Source organism: Amycolatopsis sp. NPDC005003, from assembly GCF_053600695.1.
In genome coordinates, this window is sequence record NZ_JBSGAI010000006.1 from 13,070 (window position 1) to 34,703 (window position 21,634).

The following is a 21,634-nucleotide window of genomic DNA, read 5'->3' on the forward strand; positions in this document are numbered from 1 at the left end:
CCGGTGACCTCCGCGGAGAAGGACGCCAGCGGCCAGGGCTGGCTGCTGCGGATCCTGCTGGGGTGGCACGCGTCCTTCGCGCTGATGGGGGTCGTGCTCGTCGTGCTCGCCGCGTTCGAGCGCGACCCCTGGTTCGTCTACGCCGTGATCGCGCTCATCGGCGTCGCCTACGCCGTGGTGGGCGCGCCCGCGCTGGGCGGCACGGCGCCGGCCGGGTACGGCTGGCTGTTCCTGGCGCTGGCCTTCGCCGGGACGCTGGGGATGGTGGCCGTCGACGGGCTGATGTCGATCGCCCTGTACGTCCTCCTGCCCGCGGCGTTCGCCTTGCTGCAGCCCATCCGGATCGCGGTGTGGGCCTGCCTCGCTGTCACCCTGGCGAGTGATGTGCTGATCCTGAGCCGGCGCGGCTGGACGCCGGCCGCGGTGTCCGACGTCGCCGTGCAGACCGCGACCGTGTGGTTGTTCGCGCTGCTCGTCGGCTTCTTCGTGACCCAGCTGCTCACCGAGAACCGGCGGCGGGGGGAGCTGATCGCCGAGCTGGAGAACGTCCGCGGCGAACTGACCGAGTCCTACCACGAGGCGGGCGTCCAGTCCGAACGCTACCGGCTCGCCCAGGAGATCCACGACACGGTCGGGCAGGGGCTGACCAGCCTGCTGATGCTGATCCGCGCGGCCGACGCGGCCATCCCCGGCGACCCGGAGCGGGCGCACGAACGGCTCGCGCTGGCGCAGAAGACGGCGACGGAGAACCTGGCCGAAGTGCGCGCCGTGATCAGCGCGTCCGGGCCCGCCGGGCTGAGCGGGTCGCCGCTGGACGTGGCGATCGGCAAGGTCGTCGCCCGGCTGGGGCAGGAGCTGGGGATCGAAGCGACCGCGGAAGTGCTCGGCGAGCCGCGGGTGCCGTCGACCGACGTCCAGGTGGTGCTGCTGCGCGCGGTGCAGGAGGCGCTGGCCAACGTGCGCAAGCACGCCCACGCCACCCGCGTGCGCGTCCGGGTGCGCTACCACGCCCGGTCGGTGCAGCTGGAGGTCGCCGACAACGGCCGCGGCTTCGTGACCGGCGGCGCTTCGGGCTTCGGCCTGGCCGGGATGCGCGCGCGGGTCGAGCAGGTCTCCGGCATGATGACGGTGTCCAGCACGCCCGGTTCGGGCACGACGATCAAGATCGAGGTGAGCTGTTGAGCATCCGGATCGTGCTCGCCGACGACCACCCGGTGGTGCGCGCGGGCCTGGTCGGGCTGCTCGCGATGGAGGCGGACTTCGAAATCGTCGGCGAGGCGGCCGACGGGGCCGAGGCCGTCGCCGTGGCCGCCGGACTCCGGCCCGACGTCGTGCTGATGGACCTGCGGATGCCGGAACTCGACGGGGTCGCGGCGACCGCGCGGATCGTGGCCGAGGTGCCGGGCTGCCGCGTGCTGATCCTGACCACCTACGACACCGACCAGAACATCGTGCACGCCGTCGAGGCGGGCGCTTCGGGGTACCTCCTCAAGGACGCGACCCCCGAGGAGCTGGCGGCGGCGGTCCGCGCCGCGGCGGGCGGGGAAACCGTGCTGTCCCCGGCGATCGTCGCGAAACTGGTGAACCACCTGCGCAGTCCCGCGCCGGCGCCGGCCGAGCCGGAACTGCTCACCCCGCGCGAAGCCCAGGTGCTGCGGCTGGTGGCCCGGGGGCTGACGAACGCCGACATCGGCCGGGAGCTGCACATCAGCGAGACGACCGTGAAGACGCACCTGGTGCGGATGTTCGCCAAGCTCGAGGTCGGCGACCGCACGGCGGCGGTCACGGTCGCGATGGAACGGGGCATCTTCCCCGGCTGAGTACACTGAGGACTGTCGCCACGCCCTGTCTTCGAGGGTGATTCGAGTTCCCCCGGCGAGGGTGGGCACCTGAACTTCTTCCGAAGGAAGGTGCACCGGTGGTGACTTCTCCCTCCACTCTCGTTCAGCGGGACATGCTGGACCGGTTCCTCGAATCGGCGGCCACGCTGAGCACGCCGACGCTCGGCGGGCACGGTGAAGTCACCGCCTGGCTGGCCGAACGGACCGCGCGCGGCAGCTTCACGACCGAGGCGATCCCGTTCGCCGAGCTGGACGGCTGGTCGTTCGATCCGGACACCGGCGACCTCGGCCACCGGTCCGGCGGCTTCTTCACGATCCGCGGTCTCGACGTGCACGACCCGGCCGGCGTCGTGCCGTCGTGGACGCAGCCGATCATCCACCAGCCCGAGGTCGGGGTGCTCGGCATCCTGGTCAAGGAGATCGACGGGGTGCTCTGCCTGCTGATGCAGGCGAAGATGGAGCCGGGCAACGTCAACGTGATCCAGCTTTCCCCGACCGTCCAGGCCACCCGCAGCAACTTCCTGCGCCTCCACGGCGGCGCGGCGACCAAGTACCTCGAGCACTTCACCGAACCCGGCCGCGGCACCGTGCTCGTCGACGTGCTGCACTCGGAGCAGGGTGGCCGGTTCTTCCGCAAGCGCAACCGCAACATCATCGTCGAGACCACCGAGGACGTGCCGCTGCACGAGGGCTTCCGGTGGTTCACCCTCGGCCAGGTCCACGAGCTGCTGCGGCAGGACAACATGGTCAACATGGACAGCCGCACGGTGCTGGCCTGCCTCCCGATGAACGCCACCGCCCGGCCGCCCGAGCGGCGCGCGGGCGAGCTGGGCCCGGCGGTCGTCGCGTCGTTCCGGCAGGACCCCGAACCCGCCGGCCTGCAGAACTGGCTCAACCACGTCAAAGGCGACTGCGAGCTCACCGCGAAACTCACGCCGCTGCGGTCGGTCGGCCGCTGGCACCGGGACGAGCGGGTGATCGCCCACGAGGAGGGCCGCTACTTCGAGGTCGTCGCGATGTCGGTCACGGCCACCGGCCGCGAGGTCCGCAGCTGGACCCAGCCGCTCATCGCGCCGTGCGGCACGGGTCTGGTCGCCTTCCTGGCGAGCCGGGCCCGCGGGTACCTGGAAGTGCTGCTGCAGGCCAGGGTCGAGGCGGGCACGCCCGACGTCGTCGAACTGGGCCCGACCGTGCAGTGCATGCCGGACAACTACCTGCACCTGGCGCCGGAGCGGCGTCCCGCGTTCCTCGACCACGCGCGCACGGCGCGGGGGAAGGACGTCAAGTACGACGTCGTCCTCTCGGAGGAAGGCGGCCGGTTCCACCGGGCCGAGAACCGGTACCGGATCGTGGAGGTCGCCGACGACGTCCGGTTCGCCGCGACCCCGCCGGGCTTCCGCTGGGCCAGCCTCGCCCAGCTGTCGGCGCTCATCCCGCACAGCGGCTACCTGAACGTCGAAGCGCGCAGCCTGCTGTCCTGCATGCGCGCCCTCTGCTGATCCCGCCCCGACCCTGCCGATCCTGCCGACCAGGAGGTCGAACCCGTGTTCCCCGAACGGCTCGAACGTGCTGTCTACGGGCTGTACGTCACGCACGCGCTGCAGCTGGCCTGCGCCCACGGCGTGTTCGACGCCCTGCTGCCCGCGCCCGCACCGTCCACTGTGGTGGCCGAAAAGCTGGGGCTCGACCCGGAGACCCTGCACCGGATCCTCGTGGTGCTCGGCGGAGCGGGCCTGCTCGAGCCGGGAGCGGACGGCTGGGTGGTGCCCGCCGACCTCCGGCCGTTCGTCGACTCCGGCGCCGAGGACTACCTGGGCGGGTTCGTCACCCACCTGGCCGAGAGCACGGCCGGGCGGATGGGCGAGGTGGCGGGCTTCCTCGAACGGGGCAAGCCGGCCGGCACCCGGCCGTTCGACGTGCTCTACCACGACGAGGCCGCGACCGAGCGGTTCCTGCAGGCCATGTGGGACCTCAGCCACGGCGTTTCGGCGGAGCTGGCCGCACTGTCCGAACTGGACACCGCGACGCACCTGGTCGACGTCGGCGGGGCGAGTGGCCCGTTCGCGGTGGCCGCGCTGCGGGCCGCGCCGTCGCTGACCGCCACGGTGTTCGACCTGCCGGCGGTCGGCCCCGCCGTCGCCCGCACGCGCGAGCGCTTCGGCCTCGCCGGACGGCTCGGGTTCACGCCCGGTGACTTCTTCCGCGACCGGCTGCCCGAGGGCGACCGGATCGCCTTCGGCTACATCCTGTCCGACTGGGCCGACGGGACGTGCGCCGAGCTGCTGGCCGCCGCCCGCCGCGCGTGCCGTCCCGGCGGGCTGGTGCTGATCATGGAGCGGCTGTTCGACGACGACGGCGCCGGCCCGCTCGCCACCGCGGCGATGAACCTCTCCATGCACGTCGAAACCGAAGGCCGGCACCGCAGCGCCGCGGAATACGTCGAGCTGCTGACCGCGGCCGGCTTCCACGGCTGCGAGGTCCGGCGCGGTACCCGCGACAAGCACCTCGTGCTGGGCCGGGCGTGATGGCCGCCTTCACCGGGGTCTGCGCGGACATCGTCGCGGCCCAGCGACGAGCCGGCCGGTTCGCGCTCACCACCGCCGAACGGGAACTTTTCGGGCGGTGGCACGAGGAAGCCGCCGCCGAACCCACCGAAGCGAACCTGCCGTTGCGGTTGCTGACCCGGCCGTTCAGCCCGCGGCCGATCCCGGAGTACTACCGCTACACCAGCCTGCACGTCCACGAGTGGTTCCTGGCGGACGCGCCCGACCCGGTGGCGGCCGCGGCCCTGGCGCTGCGGCTCACGGTGGCCGACCTGCTCGACCTCGAGCGCCGGGCGCTGCCGGAGCTGCCCTACCTCGCCGAGCGCGTCGAACTGCTGACCGGGCTGAGCGCGAGGATCGCCGACCTGCCCGCGACCCCGCGCAGCCGGGTGGGGGAGCTGCCGGTGGACGAAACGCGGGCGTTCCTGCTGCTGGGCTGTTCGGGCTTCACGCAGTCCGACAAGCACGAGGAGCACGTGTTCCTGCGGTCCGTGCAGGCCTGTGAGCTGGTGTTCTTCCTGGTCCGGCGGCTCGCCCTGCCGGCCGGGTCGGCGTTCCGGCTGCGTCAGCTCGGCCTGTTCGCCGACCTGCTCAACGGCATCTTCGAGGTGCTGACGACGCTCACGCCGGAGCGGTTCCTGTCGTTCCGCGCCGAGACGGGCGACGCCAGCGCCGTGCAGTCGATGAACTACCACCTGATGGAACTGGTGGTGCACGGCCACGATCCGCGTCGCGAGGAGATCTTCGCGCGCTTCCCGCACTTGTCGTGCCTGCGCGGCGAACCGCACGTGGAGGTGCAGCCGCTGCGCCGGGTGGTGGCCGGGCTGGGCCGTCCCGAGCTGGACGAGCTGTGCGCGGCGGCCGAGCGCGCCCTGCTCGTCTGGCGCGGCCGGCACTACGGCTTCGCCCGCAAGTACCTGCCCGACAGCTTGGGCTCGGGTGGCACCGAGGGCTGGGCCTACCTGAAGCGGTTCGTGACGAAGAACGCGCCGCCGGTGCCGGAAGTCGACCTTGCGGCTTTTGCTTGCCTGTGACCGGTTCCGGCCCGGCGGCGCGTTCTCCGTCAGCGGCCCCGGCGCAGGCGGATGCTCGCGGACACCCAGATGAACAGCACCAGCACGACGATCGCGGCCGCGATGGCGATCAGCGCGCCCGAGTCGACCGCTCCGGTCACGTAGAGGATCACCCAGACCAGGGCGAGGGGCAGCGCGGAGCCGAGGACGGCGGCCGCCGGAAAGCGCTTGGCGGGTTTGGTGCCCTCGCGCCGGGGATTGCTCATGGTGCACTCCTTCTTCGGGAATTCCTCGGATCTGCCGGACGTCCGGGTGGGGATCATCCTGCCCCGGGTCCGAACGGGACGGCAACCGCGCGCCACCGGTACTGGACGCCGGTTCGAGTGGCCACCCCGACGCTCGGAACACTGTCGGCGGCCGGAGCGGAGGATGAACGTCTGTGCGCGTGCTGATCACGACGTGGAACTGGAACACCCTCTACTTTCCGCTGGTGCCACTGGCCTGGTCGCTGCGGGCGCAGGGCCACGAGGTCGTCGTCGCCACCCAGCCGGGACTCGCCGGTACCGTGCGGCGCTCGGGCCTGCCCGCCGCCGCGGTGGGCGAGAGCGTCGACGCCGGCGCGATGATGGGCGGCTTCCTGCGCCGGCTCGCCGACGCCGAGGGCGTGAACCCGCCGCACTGGCGGGAAATGCGCCGCCACGGCACCCTGAACTGCCGGCTCGGCGTGGCCGCCTGCTGGACGATGATGGACGGCCTGCTGGACTTCGCCCGGCGCTGGCGCCCGGACGTGGTGCTGTACGAAGCCTGGACGTACGCGGGCCCGATGGTGGCCGACCTGCTGGGCGTGCCCGCGATCCGGCACACCTGGGGCATCGACTACGCCGGGCTGTTCCGCGAGTACGAAGCCGAAGCGCTCGCCGAGGTGCGGGCGCACTGGGGGCTCGACGAGGTCCCGTCGCTCGCCGCCGTCAGCGTCGACCCCTGCCCGCCGCAACTGCAGATCGCGTCGCCGGGTTCCCGCCTCCCGATGCAGTACGTGCCGTACAACGGCCCCGGCGTGCTGCCGGACTGGCTCCACGAGCCGAACCCGCGCAAGCGCGTCTGCGTCTCCTGGGGCACGTCGTCGGGCCGGTTCGACCGCAGGATGGTGGTGACCGGCCAGGTGGTCCGCGCGGTGGCCGGGCTCGACGTCGAGGTCGTCGCCGCGGTGACCCCCGCGGACGCCGACCTGATCGGCGAGCTGCCCGCCAACGTCCGGGTGGTGTCCGGGATCCCGTTCAACGCCCTGCTGCCGCGGTGCGACCTGGTGATCTCGCACGCCGGGCTCGGCACGGTGATGACCGCGCTGGCGTCCGGCACCCCGCAGCTGCTGGTGCCCCAGATGACCGACACCGCGCTCAACGCCGAACTCCTGGCGGAGAACGGCTGTGGCGAGTTCGTGCTGCCCTCGGACGCGACGGACGAGGTCCTGCTCGAGAAGGCCGGCCGGATGCTCGGCGACCCGGCCTTCTCGGCGGCGACCGCGAGCGTGCGCGACGCGATGCGGCAGCTGCCGACGCCCAACGAGATGGCTGCCCACCTGACCTCCCTGACCTCAGCTATGGTCTGAACCATTCCCCGGGAAGGTGCCGGTCACGGCTTGCTGGGGGAGGGCAGCGCGTGACCGGCACCGGGCTCTCGGGTGGGTCAGCCGAACGTGATCGAGACGCCGGCGCCCTCGCTGCCGGTGTTGCTGGTGTCGGCGGAAGCGAGCACGCAGTGCGCGGTCGCGCAGTCCACGGTGGCCCCGGCCGCGCCGGTGCTGAGGTCGACCGCCTGGAACGTCTTGTGCACGGTCAGCTGCGCGGCCAGCGAGCCGTCGGCGCCGGCGACGGTCGCCACCAGTGCCGCCTTGTCGCACGCCCGGCCGGCCGGCTGGGCGGCGTCGCACTCCAGCAGGACGATCGTCGAGCCGGCGGCGTAGCCGGTTCCGGACACGGCCACGACCTGGCCGTCGGTGAGGTCGCTGCTCGGGCTCGCGGTCAGCGCCGGCGCGGCGGCCGAGGCCGTGGCGGCTCCGGAGAAGGCGAGGGCCAGCGCGAAACCGGCGGCCACCACCGCTTTCGTGCCGATCGAGGTGCGCGCAGACATGAAGGGGTTCCCTCCGGATGGTTCGGCGTTGCGGACGAGTTCGATTCTGTCCGGGTGCGCGCGGATCTCGCGAGGTGCCAACGATCGACTTCCCGGGTCCTTCGACCGGATGACGCCCGCGGTCGCACGGTCGACCCACCCGCGGTCGACCAGGACTCCAACGTTCCCGCTTAACGTGCTCGCGACGTACACCGCCACTGGTTGACAGGGGGAGATCCGTGGGGCAGGACCACACGAAGCAGCCGGCACTCCCGTCCGTGCTCGAGGTGGCGTCGTCGTTGCTCGGCGAACCGGTCGCCCCCGGGGACAACCTGTTCGACCTCGGCGCGACCTCGCTCGTCGCGATCAAGCTGGCCAACCGGCTTTCCGAGCGTCACGACGTCGACCTCGCCCCGGTCCGGGTGCTGCGCGCGCAGACGCCGTCGGCGATCGCGGCGGTCGTCGACGCCCTGCCCGTGCGGGAACCGGCCGGTGCCACCGAAGGCCGGTGGGACTACGGGCTGCCGCTGAGCCAGCTGATGGCCTACCGGGTCGCGTTGGACGACCCGCGCGACGACGCCCACCTGCTGCGCCGGCTGTACTGGCTGGAGGGCGAGCTCGACACCGCTGCGCTGGCCGGCGCCCTCGATGTCGTCACGTCCTGGCACGACGCGCTGCGCACGCGCATCCTCGCCGGCCCGCGGCCGGTGGTGGACCCGCCCGGCTCGGTGGGCCCGGTGTGCGGCGTCGGAACCGGCACGGCCGCGGACGCCCGCCGGTTCCTGCTCCGCGATTTCGACCTGGCGCACGAGATCCCGATCCGGGCCCGGCTCACCGAGCTCGGCGACCGCCGCTTCGTGCTCGCGATCTCGGTGCACCACACCGCCTACGACGGCTGGTCGGAGCAGATCCTGCTGCGGGACCTCGCCACCGCCTACACCGCGCTGGCCGCCGGAAAGCCGCCCGCCGAGCGGCAGCCGACTTCGTACTACCGCGCCATCGCCGTCCAGGAAAGCCGTCAGGCCGCCGAACTCCGCGGGGCCCGGCACTACTGGCGGGAGCAGCTCGCCGGCGCCACGGCCTTGCCGTTCGGCGGCGCCCGCGACGAGGTCGGTCCGGGGGTCACCGTCCCGGCGCCCCTTCCCGGCGGGCGGAGTGCCACGGCCGCGGAACTGCTGGCCGCGTACGCCGGCGCGCTGCACGACGTCACCGGCGCTCGTGACGTGCTGGTCAACGTGCCGGTGGCCGGGCGCTCGGTGCCCGAGGTCGAGAACGTCATCGGCTGTTTCCCCTGGGCGGCGGCCGTGCGGTTCCCGGACGCCGCCGCGCCGGCCGGCGAACTGGCCGAGACCGCGGCGGAGCGGCTGCGGGCCGCCCTCGCGTCCCCGCCGATGCCGATCAGCGCCTTTTACCAGCCGCCGGCCGGTGTGGCTCGTTCTCCGTTGCTGCAGGCCACTTTCGAGTACCACGTCTACGCGGTGGCGACGCTCGACCTCCCCGGCGTGCGGTGCACGGGCCGGGAACGGCTGACCACGGCGAAGACGTGGCACGACGTCGCGCTGGAGGTGTGGCCGGAGCCCGCGGCCCACGCCCAGCTGCGGTACCGCACGGACGTGCTGAGCGACGGCGAGGCCCGGCGGCTCGCCACGGCGTGGACGAGCCGGCTGCAGCTGCGCGACCTCGGTGCCGGCGCGGCCGCGCGCTGAGCCGACGGCGGCGGCCGTCCCGTTCCGGAACCGACAGGAGAGAGGTGCACATGCCCGGTTCGAGCATCGCGCACTGGACGCGGCCGGCGCAGCCGCGGGCCCGGCTGGTCTGCCTGCCGTGGGCGGGTGGCGGGGCCGGGCCGTTCCGCGAGTGGCGGAACCTGGTGCCTTCGGACACCGAACTGCTCGCCGTGCGCTGGCCGGGCCGCGAAAGCCGGCTCGACGAGCCTCCGCACGCCGATCTGGCCGCGGCGGTTTCGGGCCTCGCGGACGACCTGCCCACCCGGCCCGAGCTGCCGACGGTCCTGTTCGGACACTGCTCGGGCGGCCTGCTCGCCTTCGAGCTCGTCCGCGAGCTGCGGCGGCGCGGCCGGGAACTGCCCGGACGGCTGGTGGTCGCCTCCTGCGAAGCGCCGGGGCGGCTGACCGACCCCCGCCCGATCGGCGACCTCCGCACGGAGCTCGCCGGCAACGGCGTCACCGATCCGCGGATCCTGGGCGATCCGGAGCTGCTCGCCGTGCTCGCGCCGCCGGTGCTCGCCGACCTCGCGCTCAGCCGGTCCTATGTGTACGAGAGCGAGCCGCCGTTGCCGGTGCCGGTCACCGTCGTGGCCACCGAGGAGGACCTGGCGGCCACGCCGGCGCGGTGGACGGACTGGCAGCGCGAGACGACCCGGCCGCTGCGGCTGGCCGGCGTCCGCGCGGGGCAGCTCTTCCCGAGCGGGGCCTGGGCCGAGCTGGCCGGTCTGGTGGCCGAGGAGCTCCCGTGCCCGCGACGGTGATCGAGCAGATCGCGGACCGCGCGGAGGAGGCGCCCGGCGCGCTCGCGCTGGACTGCCGGGGCACCCGGGTGAGCTACGGCGAACTCGTGGCCAGGGTCGATGCGCTCGCCGCGGCGCTCGAGGCGGTCCCGGGCCGGTGCGTTGCGGTGTGCGCACCCCGCGGCATCGAAGCGGTGCTCGGGATACTGGCCGTGCTGCGGGCCGGCGGCGCCTTCGTCCCGATCGACGTCACCCTGCCCGAGGCCCGGATCGCGCACCAGATCGAAGACTCCGGCGCCGTCGCCGTGCTGGCGGCCGCCGGCCACCACCCGCCGGTGGCCGGGGTGCCGGTGCTGCCGCTCGAGGCGGCGGCCCCCGCCGGGCGGCGGCCTCCTCTTCCCGATCCGCGCGATCTGGCGTATGTCCTGTACACCTCGGGCTCGACCGGGAAACCGAAGGGCGTCGAGGTCGAGCACGCCGGGCTCACCAACTACGTCGGCTGGGCCGCGCGCACGCTTCCCCGCGCGGCGGCCGGGAGCGTCCTGCATTCGCCGCTGTCGTTCGACTTCTCCTTCACCAGCCTGTTCGTCCCGCTCGTGCGCGGTGAGTCGATCACCCTGCTGCCGGAAGACGCCGGGTTCGACGAGCTGCTGTCCGCGATGGAGCGTCCGCACGGCTTCGTCCGGCTCACGCCGACGCACCTGCGCCTCCTGCTGCCCGAGGCGGCCGGACGGCGGTTGCGCAGTGCCGCCTACGTCATCGGCGGTGAAGCCCTCCCGCCCGATCTCCTGCGGTCCTGGGCCGGGGTCGCGCCGGATGCCCTGCTGTACAACCACTACGGCCCGACCGAGGGCGTGGTCGGCCGCTGCGTGTTCGCCATCGACGCGGCCCGGGCGCGGTGCTGGCCGGACACGCCGGTGCCGATCGGCCGGCCCATCGACGGCACCGAGATCCGGCTGCTCGACGCCGATGGCGCCCCGGTCCCGGACGGCGCCACCGGGGAGATCTGGCTGGGCGGCACCGGGATCGCCCGCGGGTACCTCGGCCGTCCCGGCCTGACCGCCGAGCGCTTCACCGACGGAGGTTACCGCACCGGTGACGCCGGACGGCGGCTGCCGTCGGGCGATTTCGTGTTCGCCGGGCGGCTCGACGACCAGGTCAAGATCCGCGGGTACCGGGTCGAGCCCGCCGAGGTCGAGATCGCGCTGGCCGGGCACCCGGCCGTGGCCCAGGCCGTCGTCACCGCCGAGACCGACCCGGCCGGCGATCTCCGTCTCGTCGCGACCGTCGTCCTTGTCCCGGACGGCCCACCACCGACGGCGGCCGAGCTCCGCGGGTACCTCGCCGGCGCGTTGCCCCCGTACTGCGTGCCCGCCGTGATCCGCACCGCCACCGCGCTGCCCGTCAACCGCCGCGGCAAACTCGACCGCCGGGCCCTCGCGGCGCCGGCGTTCGAGGGGACGCGGGGCGACCGGCTGGCGGGGATCTGGCGGTTCCTGCTGGAGCTGGACGAAGTCGCCGAGGAGGACAACTTCTTCGACCTCGGCGGCACGTCGTTGCTGGCGGTCCGGGTCGCGGAGCTGGCCGCCGGCGCGGGGATCCCGCTCACCCCCACGGCGGTGCTGCGGCACCAGACGCTCGGCGCGCTGACGGCTTCGGTCAGCGCCGTGTCCACGAGCCGCTCGGACGGGGTTTGAGCCATCTTCCACGAGCCGCTGGCACAGTGTGCCCGCCGTGGATCCGTGCACCAGGTTTGGAGAGACCGTGAAAGGCATCATCCTCGCCGGCGGGACCGGCTCGAGACTGCACCCGATCACCCAGGCGACGTCGAAACAGCTGCTTCCCGTGTACGACAAACCGATGATCTACTATCCGCTCTCGGTGCTGATGCTCGCGGGCATCACCGAAATCCTGCTGATTTCGACGCCCGAGGACCTCCCCAGCTTCCGCCGGCTGCTCGGGGCCGGGGAGCAGTTCGGGCTGCAGATCGAGTACGCGCTCCAGTACCAGCCGAACGGCCTCGCCGAGGCGTTCGTCATCGGCCGCCGCTTCGTCGGCGATTCCCCGGTCGCGCTGATCCTGGGCGACAACCTGTTCCACGGCCCGGGCTTCTCCGGCGTGCTCGAGCAGGCCAAGTCCGATTTGGACGGATGCGTCCTGTTCGGCTACCGGGTGAAGGACGCGCACCGCTACGGCGTGGCCGAAGTCGACGCGGCCGGAAACCTGCTTTCCCTGGAGGAGAAACCGGCCCGGCCCCGGTCGGACCGGGCGGTCACCGGACTGTACTTCTACGACAACGACGTGCTCGACATCGCCGCCTCGCTGAAGCCGTCCGCGCGCGGTGAGCTGGAGATCACCGACGTCAACCGCCGGTACCTGCAGCAGCACCGCGCGCGGATGGTCGACCTCGGGCGGGGCTTCGCCTGGTTGGACACCGGCACCCACGACTCGCTGCTGGAGGCCGGTCAGTTCGTGCGCGTGATCGAGGACCGCACGGGTGTCCGCGTCGCCTGCGTCGAGGAGATCGCCCTGCGCATGGGCTACATCGACGCCGCCCACTGCCACGCGCTGGGGGAGAAGCTCGCGAAGTCGAGTTACGGCGAATACGTGATGAGCGTGGCCGAATCGATGTCCGCGGCCTCCTGAGATGACGGCCACTCCTGACGTCGACGTCCTCATCGTGGGCAGTGGCCCGGCGGGCGCGACCTACGCACGGACGATCGGCGACGCGGTGCCGGGCGCCCGGATCCTGATGGCCGAGGCCGGTCCCCGGCTGCCGGGACGGCGCGGCGAGCACACCCACAACCTGCCGCGTGCCGACCGGCGGGCCGCGGAGCTGCTCACCCAGGGCCCGGACGCCGGGATCGAGCGAGCGACGGCGCTGGCCGACATCGCCGAGGGCGCCGACCCGTCGATGGAGTTCCGGCAGGTGGTGCTGCCCGGCCTGTTCTTCGTGGACCCCCGGCCCGTGCTCGCCGACGGTGAGGTGGGGCTGCCGGCCGCCAGCATGGCGAGCGGTGTCGGCGGGATGGGGGTCCACTGGGCCGGGGGATGCCCGCGCCCGCGGCAGTCCGAGCGCGTCCCCTGCATCGCGGCCGGAGAACTCGACGCCGCGCTCGACCACGCGGAAGCCCTGCTCGGCGTGACGGTTTTCGGCAGCGACCACGGCGTCGCCGGTGCGCTGCGCAAGAGGATGGCCGAGGAGTTCGAGGGGCCGGGCCTGCCGCCGGTGGGCTTCATGCCGATCGCCGCCCGGTGGGACGGCGCCGAGCTGCGCTTCTCGGGCACCGGCGCGATCCTCGGCGACCTCGAGGAGACCGCACCCGGCTTCGAGCTGCGCGCCGAGACGCTGGTGCGCCGGGTCGTCGTCGAGGACGGCGCCGCCACCGGGGCCGAGCTCGAGGACCGGCGTACGGGCGAGGTGTCGGTGGTCCGGGCCCGGCACGTCGTCGTCTGCGCCGACGGTCTGCGCACCCCGCAGGTCCTGTTCGCCTCGAACGTGCGCCCGCCCGCGCTGGGCCGCTACCTCAACGACCACCTGCAGATGGTGTCCTTCGTCCACCTCGACGACGCTTTCGCCGGCGGCGAGGCGTCCGGCATCGAGGGCATCGGCTACGTCCTGATCCCCTTCTCCGACGCCCGGCCCCTCCAAGGCGGCGTGATGTCGATCGTGAACTCGCCGTACGGGTTCGGCGCCGGCGGGCGCATCGACGACCGCCTCGGCGTCGTCAGCTGGTACGGCGCCAAGGACCTGCAGCGCGGCGACGCCGTCGAGTTCAGCGAAACCGAGACCGATCACTACGGCATGCCGCGCATGTCCATCCGTTACTCGCACACCGCCCGCGACCTCGAAACGATCGAGGCCATGCGCGGCCTCTCCCACCGGAGCGCGGCGCTGGTCGGCACCCTCGCCGAAGAGCCCGCCCTGGCGGCCGGCGGCGCGTCACTGCACTACCAGGGCACCGTCCGCATGGGAGCGACCGACGACGGGCGCTCGGTCTGCGACCCCGACCTGAAGGTGTGGGGTGTGCGGAACCTGTACGTCGGCGGCAACGGCGTCATCCCGACCGCGACCGCGTCGAACCCCACACTCACCACGGTCGCACTGGCCTGGCGGGCGGCAACGCGGATCGCGGCCGAACTCGGCGGCGATCCGAGCCGCTGACGCGATCCCGCGGACGTGGACGCCGGCGGCGAGTTCGTCACCGCAAGCGCATCCGCCGGGCGCGGCTGCCCGCCGGCCCCGCCGGGGAGTGGCTCCACCAGGTCGAGGACGGCCGGTTCGTCCAGCTGACGAAGCTGCACGACGCCGCCGGAATGCGCGGCAGCCCACCGGCCGGACCCCGGTGCTCACCTCGTTCCGGCGCAGGCGGCCGCTTCGGCCAGGTACCGCGCCACCGGTCCCAAGGTCAGCATCCCGCTCGCCGCGCCGGCGTGTTCACCCGCGGCGTCGCGCAGGCTTTCCGCGGCGGTGGCCGCGATCCCGCGCTCGCCGAGACCGGCCGCGGCGTGGGCGGTCAGGCACCACATCGCCTCCTGCAGGTGGTCGCGCGGTGGTTCGGGCGCGGCCGCGAGGGCGGCGCGGGCCTCTTCCCGCTTGCCTTGGGCGAGCGACACATGGGGCTGGGTCCACGGGCGGTACGGACCCCAGTCGAGGCGGGGGTCGGTCGGCGCGGCCCGGCCGTGCAGGAGGCGCAACCCCAGCAGTGCCAACGGGAACAGGCCGCGGTGCAAGCCCGGCATGCCCGCCGTCCGCAGGGCTTCTTCGGCGGCGCGGTACTGCGCGGCGGCCGTGGCGGGGGACGGGCCGCCGGGTTCCGCGCTGCGGGCGGCCGTCGCCCGGGCCCGGAACCACGCGACGAGGACGGCGACCAAGGGCGACTCGGCGGTGGCGGCGAGCTGTTCGGCGGCGGCCGCGTGCGCCTCCGCGGTGTCGAGGTCGCCGGTGGCCGAGGCGGACTGCAGTCGGACGAGCCGGCCGAGCACGGCGAAGGCCGGCAGGTCGTGCCGCGTCGCCACGTCGAGGATTTCGGCACCCGTCCGGCCGCGGACGGCTGCCAGCCCCGGGCGGGAAAAGGACTGCAGGAAGACCCCGTTGAGCGCGAACACCAGCAGCGCGGGATCGCCGACGTCACGGGCCAGTGCTTCGGCCTCGTCCGCGGCTCGCCGCACGCGGTCCCGCTCCGCGGCGGTGAGGTCGCCGCTGCGGCTCTCGACGGCGACAGTCGCCAGGAGGCGCGCTCTCAGGTCGGGCGGACTGCCGGGACCGAGCGCGGTGAGCGTGCGCTCGGCGGCCGCCACGACGGCGCGCGACTGCCCGAGGTCGTCGGCCCGGCTCCAGATCGCGGGCACGTCGTAGGCACCGATGATCCGGGCCGTCAGCACGAGGTCGCCGGTGCGCTCGGCGGCCTGGATCGCGGCCAGCCGGTCGCGCCGCGAGTGGACGAGGGCGTCGCCGCCCGCCAGTGCGAGGGTGCGGGCCAGCTCCACCGTCGTGCGCGGGCCGAACCGGGCACCGGAGGCGGGCCACGCGGTCCCGGTGCCGGTCAGCAGTTCGGTCTCCAGCCGCTGGAGGTCGGCGCCGGGGTCCAGCCCGAGCTGGTCGACGAGCATCGCGCGAGCACGGCGGAGGGTCGCCAGCGCGTCGGCCTGCCGTCCGGCCTGGTGCAGGGCGCGGGCGAGCAGCCCCCAAGCGGGCTCGCGCCACGGGTGTTCGGTGACGTGGGCGCCGAGCTCGGCGACGAGGTCGCCGCCCGCACCCGAGTCGAGGAGGACGCGGGCACGCAGCTCCACGGCCGTCAGCCTCAACTCCTCAAGCCGGGTGCGCTCGCGCTGGGCCCACGCGGAGTCCGGCACGTCGGCGTAAGCGGTTCCCCGCCAAGCCGCCAGTGCCGCGCTGAGGTCGGTCACGGCGCCGGGAGCCCGCCGGGTCCGGTCCAGGACGTCCTCGAACCGGTGCACGTCCACGTCCTCGCGCGGCAGGCGCAGCGCGTAGCCGGGCCCTTCGGTCACGATCACCCGGGGCGGGGTGCGCGGCGGCCGGCCGGGCTCGAGCGCTCGGCGCAGGGCGGCGACGAACGTGCGCAGCGCGCCCACGGCCCGGGCGGGCGGCTCGGTCCACAGGTCGCCGACGAGCGTGTCGGTGGTGACCAGCCGCCCCTCGGCCGCGACGAGCCGGGCGAGCACTTCGCGGTGGCGCGGCCCGCCCAGGTCCACCGGGCTCCCGTCGTCGCGCAGTGCCCGCACGGCGCCCAGCACGTCGATTCGCATGGCCCCATCATCGCCGTCCGCGCGCCGGCCGCGCCCCTCGTGCTGATCGGTTGCTGATCGACGGCGGCCACTCTGGCCGGGTCGGGTTCCCCAGCAGAAAGACGCCTTCCATGACTCTCACCATCCGCGGCTTCGACCACGTCCGCCTGCCCGGCGCCGGCGGCGTGGAACTGGCGGCCGCCGTCGGCGGCAGCGGCGACCCGGTCGTGCTCCTGCACGGCTTCCCGCAGACCCACCTGATGTGGCGGCACGTCGCCGAGCGCCTCGCCGGCGAGCACACGGTGATCTGCCCCGACCTGCGCGGCTACGGCGCCAGCGACAAGCCGGCGGCCGACGACCGGAGCGTGTACGCCAAGCGCACGATGGCCGGCGACGCGGTGCGGCTGGCGGCGGCGCTCGGCCACGAGCGCTTCGCCCTCGTCGGCCACGACCGGGGGGCCCTGGTCGCCTTCCGGGCGGGCCTGGACCACCCCGAGTCCATCACCCACCTGGGCATCCTCGACGTGGTGCCGACGCTCGACATGTGGAACGTCCTGCACGGCGTCCCGGCGGCGGTCGGCTACCACCTCTTCCTGATGGCCCAGCCGCCGGGCCTGCCCGAGACGATGATCGCGAACAGCGCGGACGCGTTCTTCGGCTCGTTCCTCGACGCCTGGGCCGACGACCCGGCGGCGATCCCGGACGACGTGCGTGCGGAGTACCTGCGGGCGAGCGCGGCCGCGGTGCCGTCGATCGTCGCGGACTACCGCGCCTCGGCGGACATCGACGTCGAACACGACCAGGCCGACCTCGACGCCGGCTCGCAGCTCGCCATGCCGGTGACGGTCGTCCAGCAGGACTGGGGCGCACAGCTGGGCTACGACGCCGCCGGCGTGTGGAAGGCGTGGGCGCCCGACCTGGACCACCGGCTGACCCGGGCCGGGCACTTCATGGCCGAGGAAGCACCCGGCGAGATCGCGGCGGCGATCCGGGACCTGCTGGCCCGCTGAGCCCGCCGCCGGACCGCAAGATCCGCGGCGCCCTCGGCCGGGTCGGCTCGCCGGCCCCTGCGCCGGCCCGCTGTCCGGTCCTACATCCGGTGGTGCCCAGCCGTGCTCAATGCGGCCCACCGGTCCGGCCGGGTTGCCGCAGGAGCTGGCCGGTGAGGCGTTCCTTGGCCAGGGCGAGGTGGCGGCGGTAGGTGCCGTAGGGCACCCCGAGCCGCCGGGCGGCGGCTTTGTGGGTGCGGGAGGCGTCGATGTAGGTGGTGGTGAGGGCTTCGTGGGCCTTGACGCCCGCGGGGTCGGTCTGCAGCGCGTCGAGTGCGGTGGTGATGGCGTCGCGCAGGTCCGCCACCGGGTCGGCCGAGCCGGGCGGCACCAGGTGGCTGTGCAGCAGGACGCTGGTCGCGAACGCCCGTGGGGTGTGCCACGTGCGCAGGGCTTCGAGCACGCCCTCCTCGAACGCGGCGCGCTGCAGGCGGCCGTCCGGGCCGCCGGTGGACGCGGGCCAGGTCGCCACGGGCGCGACGAGGGCGCGAGCCCGGTGTTGCACCCACTGTTCGACGGTTTGCCGCCGCCAGTCCCGGCCGAAGACGTGCTGCCGCCGCCCGCCCACGTCCACGGCCGCGACCTCCCTCAGTCCGGCCTCGCCGAGGTAGCGCCGCCACCGGTCGCCGTCTTCGAAGACGGTGAAGGTCACGGCGCGGCCGTGGACCCGCATTTCCTCGGCGATGGTGCGCCGGCTGACCAGGTCCATCAGCGGCGAGGGCTGCTGGTGCCGGCCGGGCTGCACCGCGAAGCGGCGGATGCCCAGGTGCTCGCCCGGGCCCAGGGGAGCGGACGTCTCCACCAGGTCCCAGACCGTCGCGATCACCGGGTCGGCGGCGCGGTCTTCGGGCCGCGGTGTGTCCAGCCGCAGGATGGCCATGAACGACGCGGGTGTGGCGGAGCCCGCGTGGCGGTGGACGCGGAAGGCCTCCGGCTGGCGGCGCACCCAGTGGGCGACCGCGGCCGCCGATGCCGGCCCCTCGGCTTCCTCGGCCATGCGCAGGACATCGGGGACGTCTTCGGGCCGCAGCGGGGCGTCGTCGATGTGCGGGTGCTCGCGGAAGTTGTACAGCTTGTCCGGACCGGCCTGGTCGCGGAAGAGGAACATCCACTCCGCGACCCGCAGGAGCGCGTCGTCCTCGGTCGCGCCGCGGACGGCCTGCAGGCAGGCGAGGGAGATGCGGACGCGGACGTCGTCGTAGCGCTCGGGGTCGCGCCAGCGCAGGTCGGCCGCGAGCGTGGCGCGCACCGCGTCGTGGGGGTGCAGCCCTTCGGGCGTGGCTTCGATGTAGGGCAGCTGGCGCAGCCAGGAGAAGACCGCCGCGGTGTCCTCGTCGCCCAGCACCGCGCGCAGCAGGGGCTCGCGGGTGACGTAGGCCTGGGCGACGACTTCGAGGGCGCGTCGGTGGACGGCGCTGGGCAGGTCGCCCACCAGCCGGTCGACCAGGGTGGTCAGGACGTCGCCGGTGGGCTTCCACGGTGCGCCCGGGGCGGCGGGCACGGAGGCGGCCAGGGAGAGGGCGAGCGGGCTGCCGCCGGCGAAGGCGACGAAGGCGCCGCGCTGCTCGGCGGGGACCCCGCGGGCGGCGAGCAGGGCGTCGGACTGGGCGGCGTCGAGGGGGCGCACGGGCAGTGCGGTGAACAGCCGCGCCCACCCGGGATCCAGCGACCACTCCGGATCGGGGGCGGTCCGGCCGGCCAGCACCACGATCGCGTTGTCGGCGAGCCGCAGCAGGAAGGTCTCCCGCAGCCACGCCTCGAGCGGCCGGCACTGTTCGAAGGTGTCGATGAGCAACACCGCGCCGGGCTCGGCGCACGCCGGGGCCGCGGCTTCCTCGAGCCGGTGCGGGTCGGCGTCGAGGAACCGGGCGTCCACGGGCACCACCCGGCGGCCGGCGAGTTCGGCCTGCCGGGCGGCGTAGCGCAGCAGGGAGGACTTGCCGATGCCGCCGGGACCGTGCAGGAAGGCCACGAGCGGAGCGTCCGCCGCGCCCGACAGCATCCGGTCGAGGACCGCCTGCTCCGGCTCCCGGCCCACGAGCGCCTCGGCCCGGGCCGCGGCCAGCCGGTCCGCCAGTCCCGTCACACCCAATCCGGCCTCCTCTCGTCAGGTCCATTTTGCCTTCGAAGATCCGGTTGGTGCATCGGTCAGTTCGCCGTCCGGTGGGCACGGCAGGAGATCGGCGTGCCCACCGTCATCGGCACCCGGCAGCAACTCCGGCCGTGAAGGCGCCTCAGCCCCCACCTTTGCGGCGGCGGGGCGCGGCCGAGCGCGGCGGCGCCGAGCGCATGTGCTCGCGCACCGGGGCCAGCAAGGCGGCGAGGGTCCTGACGTCGTCGGACGAGAGAGGCTCGAACAGCAGGCCGCTGACCACCTCGACGTGCCCGGGCAGCACCTTCGCGAGCAGCGCGCGCCCGGCGCCGGTGATGGTGACCGTGATGCTGCGTTCGTCGTCCGGGGAAGGGGTCCGCTCGACCAGGCCGGCTTTTTCGAGCAGCCCGGCCTGGTAGGTCAGGCCGCTGCGGCTGTAGACGACGCCGTCGGCCAGGTCGGTCATGCGGTGGCTGCCGGTGGGGGAGTCACCGAGGCGGGCCAGCAGCTGGAACTGCACGTAGCTGAGGTCGCCGGCTTCGCGCAGCTGCTGCTCGACGGCGTGCCGGAGCAGGCTGGTCACCTCGATCAGGTCGAAGTAGGCACCGAGCTGCACGGGGTCGAGTGACGGCGGCGCATCGGTCATGTCCCGCAGTCTACTGCTTCGAATTCGAACGGTGTCCGGTGGCGGGCACTTCTGGGCCCGGTTGAGCACCTCGGAACGTGGCGATCGGGCAGGGGGTTGCCGCAGGGTCGCGGCCATGAGCATCCCCTATCTCGCCCAGCGGGAGGACCAGCAGCAGCTCGAGTGGATCGGCGGAAGCGTCTTCAGCGTCCTGCTCGACGCCGAGGCGACCGGTGGGCAGCTGACCGTCGGCCGGTTCGACGTCGGCGAGGGCGAAGCGCCGCCGTTCCACCTGCACTACAACGAGGACGAAGTGTTCCTGCTGCTGTCCGGCTCGGCGCTGGTGTGGGCCGGTGACGAGGAGCACGAGCTGGCCGAGGGCGGCATCGTGTTCCTGCCCCGGCGCATCCCGCACAGCTACCGCATCACCTCGGAGAAGGCCGACCTGCTGCTCATCGCCACCCCGGGCGGGCTGGAGAAGATGTTCCGCCACGCCGGCCGCGACCTGCGCGAGCCCCGTCCGGAGGGCTTCGAGATCACCCCGCAGCTGCTCGCCGAAGCCGCCGAACTGTCCGGCAACGTCGTCCTCGGCCCGCCTCGGTGACCCACTTCACTTGCTTCGACTTCGAAGCAGTTGTACGGTGTCCGTAGTTGCTTCGAATTCGAAGTGAATGAGTGAAGGAGACTCCGATGAAGGCAGTGCGTTTCCACGAGTACGGCGACCCCGGCGTCCTGCGGTACGAGGACGTGGCGCAGCCGGTTCCCGGCCCGGGGCAGGTCCGGATCCGGGTGGCCGCGACGTCGTTCAACTCCGTGGACGGCAACATCCGCGGCGGCTTCATGCAGGGCCCCATCCCGGTGTCGCTGCCGCACACGCCCGGCCTCGACGTCGCCGGCACGATCGACGCGCTGGGCGAGGGGCTGGACGGCCTCGCGGTCGGCGACGAGGTCGTCGGGTTCCTGCCGATGGACAAGCCCGGCGCCGCCGCGGAGTACGTCATCGCGCCGGCCGAGGTTCTCGCGGCGGCGCCGAAGAGCGTCCCGCCGGCCGACGCCGCCGCCCTGCCGCTGGTCGGGCTCACCGCCTACCAGGCGCTGTTCGACCACGCCGAGCTGACGGCGGGACAGCGCGTGCTGATCAACGGTGCCGGGGGAGCGGTCGGCGGCTACGCGGTGCAGCTGGCGCACAACGCCGGCGCCCACGTCATCGCCACCGCGAGCCCCCGCAGCGCCGACGCGGTCAAGATCGCCGACGAGGTCGTCGACCACACCACCACGAGCGTGACCGACGCGGTGACCGAACCGGTCGACGTCGTGCTCAACCTCGCGCCGGTCGCCCCGGAGCGGCTGGCCGAGCTGGTCACGCTGATCCGGCCCGGCGGGGTCCTGGTCAACACGACGGTGTGGATGCCCGCACCCGGCGACGAAGCGCGGGGCGTGCGCGGCATCGACCTGTTCGTCCGCGGCGACGCCGACCAGCTGGCGAAGCTGGTCGCGCAGGTCGACCGCGGCGAGCTGCGCGTCGACGTCGCCGAGCGGGTGCCGCTGGCCGACCTGGCCGCCCTGCACGCCCGGGCCGCCGAAGGCGCGGTGCACGGCAAGGTCGTCGTCGTCCCGCCCACCGCCTGACCCCCGACTTCCGAAAG

The 21,634-nt window shown here is 73.7% G+C and carries 19 protein-coding genes; 14 read left to right on the forward strand and 5 right to left on the reverse strand.

All coding sequences use genetic code 11. The annotated features are described in order from the left end of the window. Positions 1–3: 3 nt before the first annotated feature. The 5 genes from ACWED2_RS08960 (at position 4) to ACWED2_RS08980 (ending at position 5,418) form a co-directional block, all read left to right on the forward strand. On the forward strand, positions 4–1,182 hold the full coding sequence (locus ACWED2_RS08960; RefSeq protein WP_449689884.1) for a sensor histidine kinase: 1,179 nt from the start codon (positions 4–6) through the stop codon (positions 1,180–1,182). Continuing rightward, on the forward strand, positions 1,179–1,820 hold the full coding sequence (locus ACWED2_RS08965) for a response regulator (RefSeq protein WP_449689885.1): 642 nt from the start codon (positions 1,179–1,181) through the stop codon (positions 1,818–1,820). The genes ACWED2_RS08960 and ACWED2_RS08965 overlap by 4 nt, the downstream gene beginning before the upstream one ends. A gap of 98 nt (positions 1,821–1,918) precedes the next feature. After that, complete coding sequence (locus ACWED2_RS08970) at positions 1,919–3,340, forward strand: NDP-hexose 2,3-dehydratase family protein (RefSeq protein ID WP_449689886.1); 1,422 nt, start codon at positions 1,919–1,921, stop codon at positions 3,338–3,340. Positions 3,341–3,385: 45 nt separating this feature from the next. Beyond that, complete coding sequence (locus tag ACWED2_RS08975) at positions 3,386–4,366, forward strand: methyltransferase (protein WP_449689887.1); 981 nt, start codon at positions 3,386–3,388, stop codon at positions 4,364–4,366. Further along, positions 4,366–5,418, forward strand: coding sequence for a hypothetical protein (locus ACWED2_RS08980; protein WP_449689888.1), 1,053 nt, complete (start codon positions 4,366–4,368; stop codon positions 5,416–5,418). Before ACWED2_RS08975 ends, ACWED2_RS08980 begins: the two co-directional genes overlap by 1 nt. A 29-nt stretch (positions 5,419–5,447) precedes the next feature. On the opposite strand, the gene ACWED2_RS08985 is transcribed toward ACWED2_RS08980, so the two are convergent. Beyond that, entirely contained in the window at positions 5,448–5,663 is a 216-nt protein-coding gene (locus ACWED2_RS08985; protein WP_449689889.1) for a hypothetical protein, read from the reverse strand. A gap of 173 nt (positions 5,664–5,836) precedes the next feature. On the opposite strand from ACWED2_RS08985, the gene ACWED2_RS08990 reads away from it, so the two are divergent. Further along, positions 5,837–7,006, forward strand: coding sequence for a nucleotide disphospho-sugar-binding domain-containing protein (locus tag ACWED2_RS08990; protein ID WP_449689890.1), 1,170 nt, complete (start codon positions 5,837–5,839; stop codon positions 7,004–7,006). Between the two features lie 77 nt (positions 7,007–7,083). Here ACWED2_RS08990 and ACWED2_RS08995 read toward each other — a convergent pair whose 3' ends face one another. Continuing rightward, positions 7,084–7,527 carry an enediyne antibiotic chromoprotein gene (locus ACWED2_RS08995; protein ID WP_449689891.1) on the reverse strand — a complete coding sequence of 148 codons (444 nt, stop codon included), beginning with the start codon at positions 7,525–7,527 and terminating at the stop codon, positions 7,084–7,086. Between the two features lie 218 nt (positions 7,528–7,745). Here ACWED2_RS08995 and ACWED2_RS09000 point away from each other — a divergent pair, with 218 nt between their 5' ends. From ACWED2_RS09000 to ACWED2_RS09020, 5 genes are all read left to right on the forward strand, one after another. After that, positions 7,746–9,212, forward strand: coding sequence for a condensation domain-containing protein (locus ACWED2_RS09000; RefSeq protein WP_449689892.1), 1,467 nt, complete (start codon positions 7,746–7,748; stop codon positions 9,210–9,212). 50 nt (positions 9,213–9,262) lie between these two features. After that, the gene (locus ACWED2_RS09005; RefSeq protein WP_449689893.1) at positions 9,263–9,994 is read left to right on the forward strand and encodes a thioesterase II family protein; all 732 of its coding nucleotides are present in this window, start codon (positions 9,263–9,265) and stop codon (positions 9,992–9,994) included. Continuing rightward, positions 9,979–11,670, forward strand: a complete 1,692-nt coding sequence (locus ACWED2_RS09010; protein WP_449689894.1) for a non-ribosomal peptide synthetase — start codon at positions 9,979–9,981, stop codon at positions 11,668–11,670. The genes ACWED2_RS09005 and ACWED2_RS09010 overlap by 16 nt, the downstream gene beginning before the upstream one ends. A 67-nt stretch (positions 11,671–11,737) precedes the next feature. Beyond that, positions 11,738–12,619: a glucose-1-phosphate thymidylyltransferase RfbA gene (gene rfbA, locus ACWED2_RS09015; protein ID WP_449689895.1), complete on the forward strand. Its 882-nt coding sequence runs from the start codon at positions 11,738–11,740 to the stop codon at positions 12,617–12,619. Position 12,620: 1 nt separating this feature from the next. Then, complete coding sequence (locus ACWED2_RS09020; protein WP_449689896.1) at positions 12,621–14,138, forward strand: GMC oxidoreductase; 1,518 nt, start codon at positions 12,621–12,623, stop codon at positions 14,136–14,138. A 185-nt stretch (positions 14,139–14,323) separates the two neighbouring features. Here the strand turns inward: ACWED2_RS09020 and ACWED2_RS09025 are convergent, their stop codons facing one another. Beyond that, positions 14,324–16,243, reverse strand: a complete 1,920-nt coding sequence (locus tag ACWED2_RS09025) for a BTAD domain-containing putative transcriptional regulator (protein WP_449689897.1) — start codon at positions 16,241–16,243, stop codon at positions 14,324–14,326. A gap of 110 nt (positions 16,244–16,353) precedes the next feature. Here ACWED2_RS09025 and ACWED2_RS09030 point away from each other — a divergent pair, with 110 nt between their 5' ends. After that, a complete protein-coding gene (locus tag ACWED2_RS09030) occupies positions 16,354–17,232 on the forward strand; it encodes an alpha/beta fold hydrolase (RefSeq protein WP_449689898.1) in 879 nt (292 codons plus the stop codon). Between the two features lie 106 nt (positions 17,233–17,338). Here ACWED2_RS09030 and ACWED2_RS09035 read toward each other — a convergent pair whose 3' ends face one another. Together ACWED2_RS09035 and ACWED2_RS09040 are read right to left on the reverse strand one after the other, a co-directional pair. Continuing rightward, positions 17,339–19,357, reverse strand: a complete 2,019-nt coding sequence (locus tag ACWED2_RS09035; RefSeq protein ID WP_449689899.1) for an AAA family ATPase — start codon at positions 19,355–19,357, stop codon at positions 17,339–17,341. 148 nt (positions 19,358–19,505) lie between these two features. Next, on the reverse strand, positions 19,506–20,009 hold the full coding sequence (locus ACWED2_RS09040; RefSeq protein WP_449689900.1) for a MarR family winged helix-turn-helix transcriptional regulator: 504 nt from the start codon (positions 20,007–20,009) through the stop codon (positions 19,506–19,508). A gap of 115 nt (positions 20,010–20,124) precedes the next feature. Between ACWED2_RS09040 and ACWED2_RS09045 the strand changes: the two genes are divergently transcribed. Both ACWED2_RS09045 and ACWED2_RS09050 read left to right on the forward strand, forming a co-directional pair. Then, positions 20,125–20,592: a cupin domain-containing protein gene (locus tag ACWED2_RS09045; RefSeq protein WP_449689901.1), complete on the forward strand. Its 468-nt coding sequence runs from the start codon at positions 20,125–20,127 to the stop codon at positions 20,590–20,592. 86 nt (positions 20,593–20,678) lie between these two features. Beyond that, a complete protein-coding gene (locus tag ACWED2_RS09050) occupies positions 20,679–21,617 on the forward strand; it encodes an NADP-dependent oxidoreductase (protein ID WP_449689902.1) in 939 nt (312 codons plus the stop codon). Positions 21,618–21,634 lie beyond the last annotated feature (17 nt).

Bases quoted from the DNA above. Each gene is read 5' to 3' on its own strand.
- ACWED2_RS09020 (WP_449689896.1), top strand. From the start codon at position 12,621: ATGACGGCCACTCCTGACGTCGACGTCCTCATCGTGGGCAGTGGCCCG.
- ACWED2_RS09025 (WP_449689897.1), bottom strand. From the start codon at position 16,243: ATGCGAATCGACGTGCTGGGCGCCGTGCGGGCACTGCGCGACGACGGG.
- ACWED2_RS09005 (WP_449689893.1), top strand. From the start codon at position 9,263: ATGCCCGGTTCGAGCATCGCGCACTGGACGCGGCCGGCGCAGCCGCGG.
- ACWED2_RS08995 (WP_449689891.1), bottom strand. From the start codon at position 7,527: ATGTCTGCGCGCACCTCGATCGGCACGAAAGCGGTGGTGGCCGCCGGT.
- ACWED2_RS08985 (WP_449689889.1), bottom strand. From the start codon at position 5,663: ATGAGCAATCCCCGGCGCGAGGGCACCAAACCCGCCAAGCGCTTTCCG.
- ACWED2_RS08980 (WP_449689888.1), top strand. From the start codon at position 4,366: ATGGCCGCCTTCACCGGGGTCTGCGCGGACATCGTCGCGGCCCAGCGA.
- ACWED2_RS09045 (WP_449689901.1), top strand. From the start codon at position 20,125: ATGAGCATCCCCTATCTCGCCCAGCGGGAGGACCAGCAGCAGCTCGAG.
- ACWED2_RS09030 (WP_449689898.1), top strand. From the start codon at position 16,354: ATGACTCTCACCATCCGCGGCTTCGACCACGTCCGCCTGCCCGGCGCC.
- ACWED2_RS09050 (WP_449689902.1), top strand. From the start codon at position 20,679: ATGAAGGCAGTGCGTTTCCACGAGTACGGCGACCCCGGCGTCCTGCGG.
- ACWED2_RS09040 (WP_449689900.1), bottom strand. From the start codon at position 20,009: ATGACCGATGCGCCGCCGTCACTCGACCCCGTGCAGCTCGGTGCCTAC.